The organism is Clostridioides sp. ES-S-0006-03 (assembly GCF_020662275.1).
Lineage (GTDB): Bacteria > Bacillota > Clostridia > Peptostreptococcales > Peptostreptococcaceae > Clostridioides.
In genome coordinates this window covers 1-8,371 of sequence record NZ_JADGMM010000025.1, presented here as the reverse complement: position 1 = coordinate 8,371, position 8,371 = coordinate 1, and the positions used below count along the sequence as shown (strand labels likewise).

The following is an 8,371-nucleotide window of genomic DNA, read 5'->3' as shown; positions in this document are numbered from 1 at the left end:
TTGGTAGTCAGTCTGTTTATAACATTGAAATATACAATTAATCTTTTGATATAATGGGGTATAGTATTAAAGAAAAATCATCGCATTTTTGATTAGGCTCTTTTTTATATACAACATGGTCAATTATACTTTTAAGCAATATATTTTTTAGATAAGGCTCTTTCTCTTCTGTGTATTCTCTTAAAACTTTTTCAAGTTGAGGAATAATTTGCATTCTAACAGTACTTTTTTCCTTTGCTATTTTAATATCTATATTTACTTTATTTATAGAACTTTTAACATCTTCTATACGTGATGTAAGTATATTTGAACGTTCTATAAATACATCTGAACTATATATTCCTTGTTCTAAAAAATCATGTAATCCTCCCTTTTGTTTCTCTAGGTTCTCAAGTTCTTTTTTTAAGGATGTTAAAGTACATTTTAAATTATCTTCAAATTTATCTTTAAAAACAAGTTCTTCTTTCAAAGATAGTTTATAATCTGTTAGCCATTTACTTAAAACCTCTAAAACTTTATTTTCTAATATGTATAATTTAGTAGATTTATTTTTACAATTAGTGCAGACTATATATTTCTCATATCCTTTTGATGTTGTATTAGATTTTGCAACTAAAGTATGACCACAATATCCACATTTTATAATTCCAGCTAAAGGATTGGTTATTTTATTGTTTGGAGTAGGTGAGTTACTGCGTTTTTTTCTTATATCTTGCGCTTTATTCCATATTTCTTCGCTTATTATTGGTTCATGTTTTCCTTTTACTTCCATTTGTTCCTCAATACCTCTAGTCCTACTAGAATTTCTTTTTCTCTCAACTTTATTCCATACTATGTATCCACAATATACTTTATTTTTTATAATATCTCTTACACCTTTTTCATACCAAGTTCTACCTGTTGTGGTTTTATAACCAAGTTCATTTAGATACTTGGATATTTTACAGGCTCCAATTCCTTTTAAATACATATCGAATATCATTTTAATAACATTTGCTTTATCTTTATTTACTATAAGAATTCTTTCTTTATTGTTTAAGTATTTAATATCATATCCATAGGGAGGAGACTGAGCAATAAACTTACCTTCTTCAATACTTTTAATTTTACCTCTTTGCATACGCCTAGATATTAGTTTTAATTCTTTACGAGCCATAAAAGCTTCAAATTCAGAATATTCTTCATCAAATTCATCATTCAAATCATAAGTTTTCCTAGGAGTAATAATTTTTGTTTGAGACTTTTTAAAAGTATCTAATATTAATCCTTGGTCTTGCATATTTCCACGTCCTAAACGGTCAATATCCATTACTAAAACAGCATCATAATTATTACTTTTAACTTCATCTAGTAGTTCTAACATCTTAGGCCTATATTCTATACTTTCTCCAGAAATAAGTTCCTCTTTAACATCAATTACATTTAAGTTTTGTTCTTTTGCTAGTTTTAGTAGTGTTGTTTTATGTCTACCTAATGTTTCAAACTCACCTCTGTGTTCTGCTTCTTCATCAGCTCTGCTTTTTCGCAGATAAATAGAAACATTCATTAAATCACACTCCTTGAATATATTATATTCAGCAGTAAACTGATTATATTTAAAACATAAAAAATAAACATGTAAAAAATAGATTTTATTTTTTAACATGTTTATTTTCACATATATATTCAAGTCTTTGTTATTATAAATATAACTTCACTTTTGCATAAATTCTATCTTTCTATTTCTATATATCTATATAAATTAAATTTGTAGGTTATTTTTTTATAACAGGTATCCATACTTCAAACTTAGAATTTTGTGGGTCTGGATTTAAGTAAAGTTCAATATCAGGACCATTGTCATACTCATATCCGGAAGTAGGTAACCATTCTGTTACAATGCGTTTTTCTAGTTCTTGTATAGCTTGTGGGCATTGTCCTTCTCCAGAAAATATCGCCCAAGTAAAAGGTGAAATAGTATATTCATCTAATTTATCCTCTATGGATTCTGTGCTTGCAACAGAGATAAAGTATTTCCACTCTTCTGAATCATTACACACACTTACACCTAATACACCTTTTGGTTGGCTATTCATCATAGATAACAGTTTTTGAATAGTTCCATCTAATGCAGATTGTTGCCACATTTTTGGAACAATCTCAAAATTTTTTTCTAACTCAGTGTGAAGGCGTTGAGATACACCAACAATACGAAATTCTTCTTTCTTTTCAATTCTATAATTCATTTCTTCAGCTCCTTTTATAGTAATTTTAAAGCTAATTGGAGGAAAGGCCTTTAAATTTATTGTTTCTCCTTTTTGTATAATTGATGGTGCAATACCATGAATACTTTTAAAGGCACGATTGAATGCTGTTGGAGAAGTGTATCCATATTTCAAAGCTACATCAATTATTTTTTTATTATCATTTTGTAATTCTACAGCAGCCAAAGACATCCGTCTACGTCGAATATACTCAGAAAGAGGTACATCTGCCATATAAGCAAACATCCTTTGAAAATGATATGTAGAACAACAAGCTATTTTTGCCAGTTGTTCATATTCAATTTCTTTTGTTATGTTTTCTTCAATATAGATTTAGTATTGAAAATCAACTTAAATATTAAATCTTAAGTATTAAAGTTATTAATTATATAATTTTTTTATATTTAGTATATCATAGTTTAGCACTTAATTTTATTAGAGTATAATGGTTTTAATTTACTACATAAAGTATCTAATTAAGTGCTTAACTGTATGGAGTATTTTGGATATATATTGCTGTTTTTCATAAATTACACTACTTAAATACTTATAAATATTAATTAAGAATAGGACAATTTTTAATATACATAAAATATAAGAGAGGAGGGGATTTGCATGCCAAAGATAGAAAAAGATTTGGATGGTACAACTACTATAACATACTTTGATGATGATGTAGATGTTCCAACAGACGATAATGGTTATAAAATATCCATGACAGTACTACATGGAAATACTGTATGCCATGTAGTATCTCCTGAAACAACACTAGGAAGAAAGTTTACAATAGGAGAAAAACAGGATAAAGATGATAGAATATATAAAGCAATAGAAAAAATAATGATAGATAGACAATTAAAAGTACAAAACTCAAATAAGGAAGTTGCTAGTAATTAGCACTTCTTTATGATATAAAATAGGACAAATATATTTAAAAACTTAACATTAAAACTTCACTAGTTAATTTATAATAAATCTTTAACTAATAATATACTCATTAAAACTTAGATTACATATGATAATTTCTTATAAAATATTGTTAAGATTTGAAATATCAGTATTATTTTAAAATTTAATTTATTGTATAAAAGAAAACTGGTATACTCTTACTAAAGTAAGTTATATAATTTTTAAAATTTATTACTATAAAAGATTATAAAATAGAAAATAACTATCATAAATATTTTATGTTTAAGGAGGAGAAGATGGAAATTAGAAACGCTGTAATAGATGATGTAGAAAATATAAACTTTATATAAACACTACCTTAGATTATCCAAATCAAATATAGTTATTAAAAATAAAAGCTACCTCTAAATATATAAAATATTTGGAGAGAGCTTTTATTTTTATTTTCAGATAGTATATAAGTTTCAAATTGTTATTGATAAATATTAAAGAATATATTTTATAAAATAATTTTTTAATACTGACTTTTTGAAACTGTAAATCGTTATATAAGATAGTAGAAGTAATTTACACTAGATAAATCAATTTTATAAGGATAAAATTACTTAAAGTTTTCAAATTACAAATACTAAGGAGGTAGATTATGAAATTTGATATAATGAAGTTATTTGTGTGTGGATTACCAATATGGGTAATAGTTAGGGTAATTGTACTTATAAATAAGTATAAGAATAAAGAGAAGTATATTTTTTTAAAAGAAATAATGGTCAACATATTTATACTTTATTTATTTATATTAATAAGTTTAGTCATTTTGCCAATAGATACAGATGAAAATTATTTCTCAGGATTTACGATTTATGAAAAAATGAATATAAATCTATTGCCATTTAGAGATTTCATAGAAAATAAGTATACAAATATAAATCTTATAAAAAATAATTTAATTGGCAACACTTTGTTGTTATTACCATTTACATTATATCTATGTTTAATAAAATCAAGTTTAAGAAATTTTAAAAAAACAATTATAGTTAGCTTTTTAATATCATTATCAATAGAAACTATTCAATTAATTATGAACTGCATGTCTATAGTTCCACAGTTAAGAGCTGTAGATATAGATGATTTGATAATGAATACTTTAGGTGGTTGTATTGCATACATTATATTCAAATTATCTTATAGAGGAAAGCTTAAACTTTTTATAGACAAGATATACATAAATAAGGAATTAAATAGTGACTCACAAGAAGCTCTTGAAGAGGATATTAAAATTTATAAACAGGATATTTTAAGAGAGGATAATTAAATTATAATCAATATTTAGTTTTATATATTATACTTAAATTTAAAATAGTTATCAATAAGAGTTTAGCGTTAAACAAAACAGCAAAACAAGGAATAAATAGGGCATTATCTAAAGGTATAAAGTCATTTGAAGATTATCTTTGTTTTAATCGTTATATAGAGTGATGGAGGTGATAATAGTGAATGATTCTAGGATTATAGCACAAATAAAAACAGGTAAAAAAGAATTGTTTGATACTTTAATAGAGAAATATTATAATAGCGTCTATTGTTATTGTTATCGCCATGTAGATAATCAAATGACTGCACAGGACTTAACTCAAGATGTATTTGTAACAGTTATAAAAAATATAAGTAATTATAAACACTATGGTAAATTTGAAAATTATTTATATGTTATTGCTAGAAATAGGTGTAAGGATTTTTGGAAGAAAAAACAACCCCTATATTTAGAGTCACTAGACAAAGAAGAATCTAAACAAGAATTAGTAGATGTAGAAAACAAAATATTTGTAAAAGAAGCTTTGACTAAATTGCCAGAAACAGAATTTGAAGTAGTAATTTTGCGGTATTATCATGATTTGAAATTTAAGGATATTGCTAAAATTATGGATTCCAGTGTATCTGTTACAAAGTATAGGATGAGTATGGCCTTAAAAAAATTAGAGGCATATATGGAAGGAGGCAAACTATGAATAAGAAAAAAATCAAAAAAAGTTTAATGGAGTATACAGTTCCTAAATATGAAGTTTCAGCTTTTGAAAAGACTATTAAAACAATACATAAAATGACGTTTAGTAACGCTGATAAAAGGATGAATAGTATAGATTTTTTTATCTCTCAAATTGGTTTTATACGAAAAAGAACCTGGATTATACAATTTCTAGTGTTATGTACAATATGTGCATTACTATTCAATACATCAAGAGATAATAACTCATTTTATGAAATATTATCCTTGGTTTCTGTAGCAGTTCCACTTTTTATATTGACTAATATAGAGGAGATAGCAAAAGTATATAACAATAGTGTATTGGAAATAGAATTTTCAACAAAAAATACATTACATAAAATTATTGCTACTAGAATGATTGTTTTTGGAGTAAGTGATTTATTATTTATGTGCGTTATTTTATTACTAGCAAAACAAATAATTGATATCAATACCTTGTATATAATAATTTATATATTAGTACCTTTTAACTTAATGTGTATTGGATGCTTAGAAATTATAAATAGAAATAGAGGTAAGTATACAAATTACTATTGTATGATTTATGGTACATCTCTTGTCTTGTTAATATTTATGCTTGGTACTTTTAAAAACAGTATATATCAATTTGAATCAATAGAGCAATGGTTAATTATTTTTTTAGTGACATCAGTAATATTAATACATGAAATAAAAAAAACATGGAAACATCTTTGTTCATTTGAAAACATTATTATCTAAATAATAAATAACAATATATAGTATTAGGAGGAATTGTATGGAACTAAGTTTAGAATGTCTAACAAAACAATATGATAACAAAATTATAGTAGATAGGATAGAATTCAAGCTAAATGAAGGTATATATGGATTCTTAGGAGAAAATGGAGCAGGAAAAACAACTCTTATAAGAATGATTTGCGGAGTATTAAGCCCAACCTCTGGAGAAGTGAAGATAGATGGTAAAAATAATTTGGATATGGGAGAAGATTTTAGAGATATGATTGGATATCTTCCTCAAGAATTTGGATATTATCCAGACTTTACTGCAAAAGAGTTTATGTTATATATAGCTTCATTGAAAGGTTTAACTCCTAGTTACGCAAAAGAAAAATCGCAAGAATTATTAGAGTTGGTTGGATTGTCAGGTGTCGTTAATAAAAAAATAAGAACATTTTCTGGTGGTATGAAACAAAGACTTGGGTTTGCTCAGACATTGCTTAATGACCCTAAAATTTTAATATTAGATGAGCCAACAGCTGGTTTAGACCCAAAAGAAAGAGTCCGTTTTCGTAATTTGATTTCAGAATTCTCCAAGGAAAAAATTGTAATTTTATCTACTCATATTGTATCTGATGTAGAACATATTGCAGATAAAATTTTAATACTGAAAAAAGGGAATCTAATTTTGGATGGTTCAGTGGAAGCAGTAACATCAAAAATAGAAGATAAAGTATGGAAATGTGTGGTTAATGAAAATGAAGTAGATTATATGGCTAGTAAATATTGTTTGGTAAATATTCATCACTCTGGAGGTGTTGCCACTCTTAGAATTATAAGTGATATAAAACCACATGATAATGCATGTAATCTAAGACCAACATTAGAAGATTTATATTTATATTGTTTTAATGAAGTACAATAAATATGTGTGAGGGGATAAATATGTCTACATTAATTAAGTTTGAATTAAAAAAGATAATAAAAAGAAAGTCTACAATAGCAGTTGTTTTAGGAAGCTTGATTTTAAGTATATTTCTTTTTGCCTTAATGCCACTCAAAGAAAAATCCTATGATGAGAATGGTAAAGAGTATAGAGGGCTACAAGCTATTGAACTTTCAAAACAACAATCTAAATTAAACGAGGGATACATAACAGATAAAAAAATAGAAAACTCAATCAGAGAATATCAAAAAAATTTTAATAATCCAAATAATATTGTAAAAGATGAAAATGGATTTTCAAGTTTTAAGCAAGGTGTTTATTGGAGATTCTTTTATCCAAACAAAACATTTTATAACTTTATAACAGAATCATATAATGCACCAAATGATTTTAATTCTATGATACTTCAATCAATATCATTAAAAAATAGAACTAATTTTTATAAGTTTAGAAATGAAAAAGTAAATACAATATTAAACAGTGAATATTCAGATGGAAATTATGCACAAAAAGAAAAAGAGTTTTGGTTATCTAAGAATAAGAAAATAAATGAACCCTATTTAAATGGATATTATGAAGGCTGGAATTATTTTTTACTGGGTAGAGACTTACTAATTTTCACTATATTGGCTATCTGTATAAGTATAGCTTCTGTATTTTCAGGAGAATATCAATCAGGTACTGATTCAGTGATATTGTCTTCTAAATATGGAAAAACAAAAGTTATAACAGCTAAAATAATAAGTTCCTTTTTATTTGGGACAATTGTTTTTATAATAAATACAATTATATCTATTGGAATTCTTATATTGTCTTTTGGAGTAGATGGATGGAATTTACCATTACAACTTACAGTGAGCTCAACACCATACCCAGTTACATTTTTACAAGCAACCTTATTGAGTATTTTAGTTATCTATATGATATTAATAGCATTAATTGGATTTACACTTTTATTATCTTCTTGCATGAAATCGCCTTTTCCAGTTTTAATTACAGATATAGTGTTACTATTTATACCACTATTCTTAAAATATAGTGAGACAAATTGGCTATATAATCAGATTCTTCGAATTTTACCATCAAATGCTATTTCATTCTCATTTTCTGAGTATGTAAACTACAGATTTGGAAACTTAATAATAGATTTACCTACAATGATTATTTTTACAGGTTTAATATTATCAATTATTTTTTTACCTTTTGTTAAGAATAACTTTAGAAAACATCAAGTTAATTAATATATAATATAGAAATATATGAAAAAAATAATAATACAAAAAAGACATGAATGAAGAGTAATTCATCTATGTCTTTTTATATTATCTTGACATTAAATTTAGTAATAATTATATTATATGTATTTTAGATGCTATAAATCACAGTTATAAACAGACTGATTTTTGGTAGTCAGTCTGTTTATAACATTGAAATATACAATTAATCTTTTGATATAATGGGGTATAGTATTAAAGAAAAATCATCGCATTTTTGATTAGGCTCTTTTTTATATACAACATGGTCAATTAT

General features: G+C 25.5%; 8 protein-coding genes. 6 read left to right on the top strand and 2 right to left on the bottom strand.

Going from position 1 to position 8,371, the window contains the following annotated elements; all coding sequences use genetic code 11:
• Window positions 1-37 precede the first annotated feature (37 nt).
• Complete coding sequence (locus IR151_RS19680; protein ID WP_227437618.1) at window positions 38-1,546, bottom strand: recombinase family protein; 1,509 nt, start codon at window positions 1,544-1,546, stop codon at window positions 38-40.
• A 208-nt stretch (window positions 1,547-1,754) separates the two neighbouring features.
• Complete coding sequence (locus IR151_RS19675; protein ID WP_413927378.1) at window positions 1,755-2,576, bottom strand: AraC family transcriptional regulator; 822 nt, start codon at window positions 2,574-2,576, stop codon at window positions 1,755-1,757.
• Between the two features lie 282 nt (window positions 2,577-2,858).
• Between IR151_RS19675 and IR151_RS19670 the strand changes: the two genes are divergently transcribed.
• From IR151_RS19670 to IR151_RS19645, 6 genes are all read left to right on the top strand, one after another.
• Window positions 2,859-3,140 carry a hypothetical protein gene (locus tag IR151_RS19670; RefSeq protein ID WP_227437616.1) on the top strand — a complete coding sequence of 94 codons (282 nt, stop codon included), beginning with the start codon at window positions 2,859-2,861 and terminating at the stop codon, window positions 3,138-3,140.
• 655 nt (window positions 3,141-3,795) lie between these two features.
• On the top strand, window positions 3,796-4,464 hold the full coding sequence (locus tag IR151_RS19665) for a VanZ family protein (RefSeq protein WP_227437614.1): 669 nt from the start codon (window positions 3,796-3,798) through the stop codon (window positions 4,462-4,464).
• Between the two features lie 178 nt (window positions 4,465-4,642).
• Window positions 4,643-5,158 (top strand): RNA polymerase sigma factor, encoded by a 516-nt coding sequence (locus IR151_RS19660; protein WP_227437612.1) that lies wholly within the window; start codon window positions 4,643-4,645, stop codon window positions 5,156-5,158.
• Window positions 5,155-5,916 (top strand): hypothetical protein, encoded by a 762-nt coding sequence (locus tag IR151_RS19655; protein WP_227437610.1) that lies wholly within the window; start codon window positions 5,155-5,157, stop codon window positions 5,914-5,916. Before IR151_RS19660 ends, IR151_RS19655 begins: the two co-directional genes overlap by 4 nt.
• 37 nt (window positions 5,917-5,953) lie before the next feature.
• Window positions 5,954-6,820, top strand: coding sequence for an ABC transporter ATP-binding protein (locus IR151_RS19650; protein ID WP_227437608.1), 867 nt, complete (start codon window positions 5,954-5,956; stop codon window positions 6,818-6,820).
• Window positions 6,821-6,840: 20 nt separating this feature from the next.
• The gene (locus IR151_RS19645) at window positions 6,841-8,082 is read left to right on the top strand and encodes an ABC transporter permease subunit (RefSeq protein WP_227437606.1); all 1,242 of its coding nucleotides are present in this window, start codon (window positions 6,841-6,843) and stop codon (window positions 8,080-8,082) included.
• Window positions 8,083-8,371: the final 289 nt, after the last annotated feature.

Coding starts and splice junctions, on each gene's coding strand:
- IR151_RS19680 (WP_227437618.1), bottom strand. CDS start 1,546: ATGAATGTTTCTATTTATCTGCGAAAAAGCAGAGCTGATGAAGAAGCA.
- IR151_RS19670 (WP_227437616.1), top strand. CDS start 2,859: ATGCCAAAGATAGAAAAAGATTTGGATGGTACAACTACTATAACATAC.
- IR151_RS19665 (WP_227437614.1), top strand. CDS start 3,796: ATGAAATTTGATATAATGAAGTTATTTGTGTGTGGATTACCAATATGG.
- IR151_RS19655 (WP_227437610.1), top strand. CDS start 5,155: ATGAATAAGAAAAAAATCAAAAAAAGTTTAATGGAGTATACAGTTCCT.
- IR151_RS19650 (WP_227437608.1), top strand. CDS start 5,954: ATGGAACTAAGTTTAGAATGTCTAACAAAACAATATGATAACAAAATT.
- IR151_RS19645 (WP_227437606.1), top strand. CDS start 6,841: ATGTCTACATTAATTAAGTTTGAATTAAAAAAGATAATAAAAAGAAAG.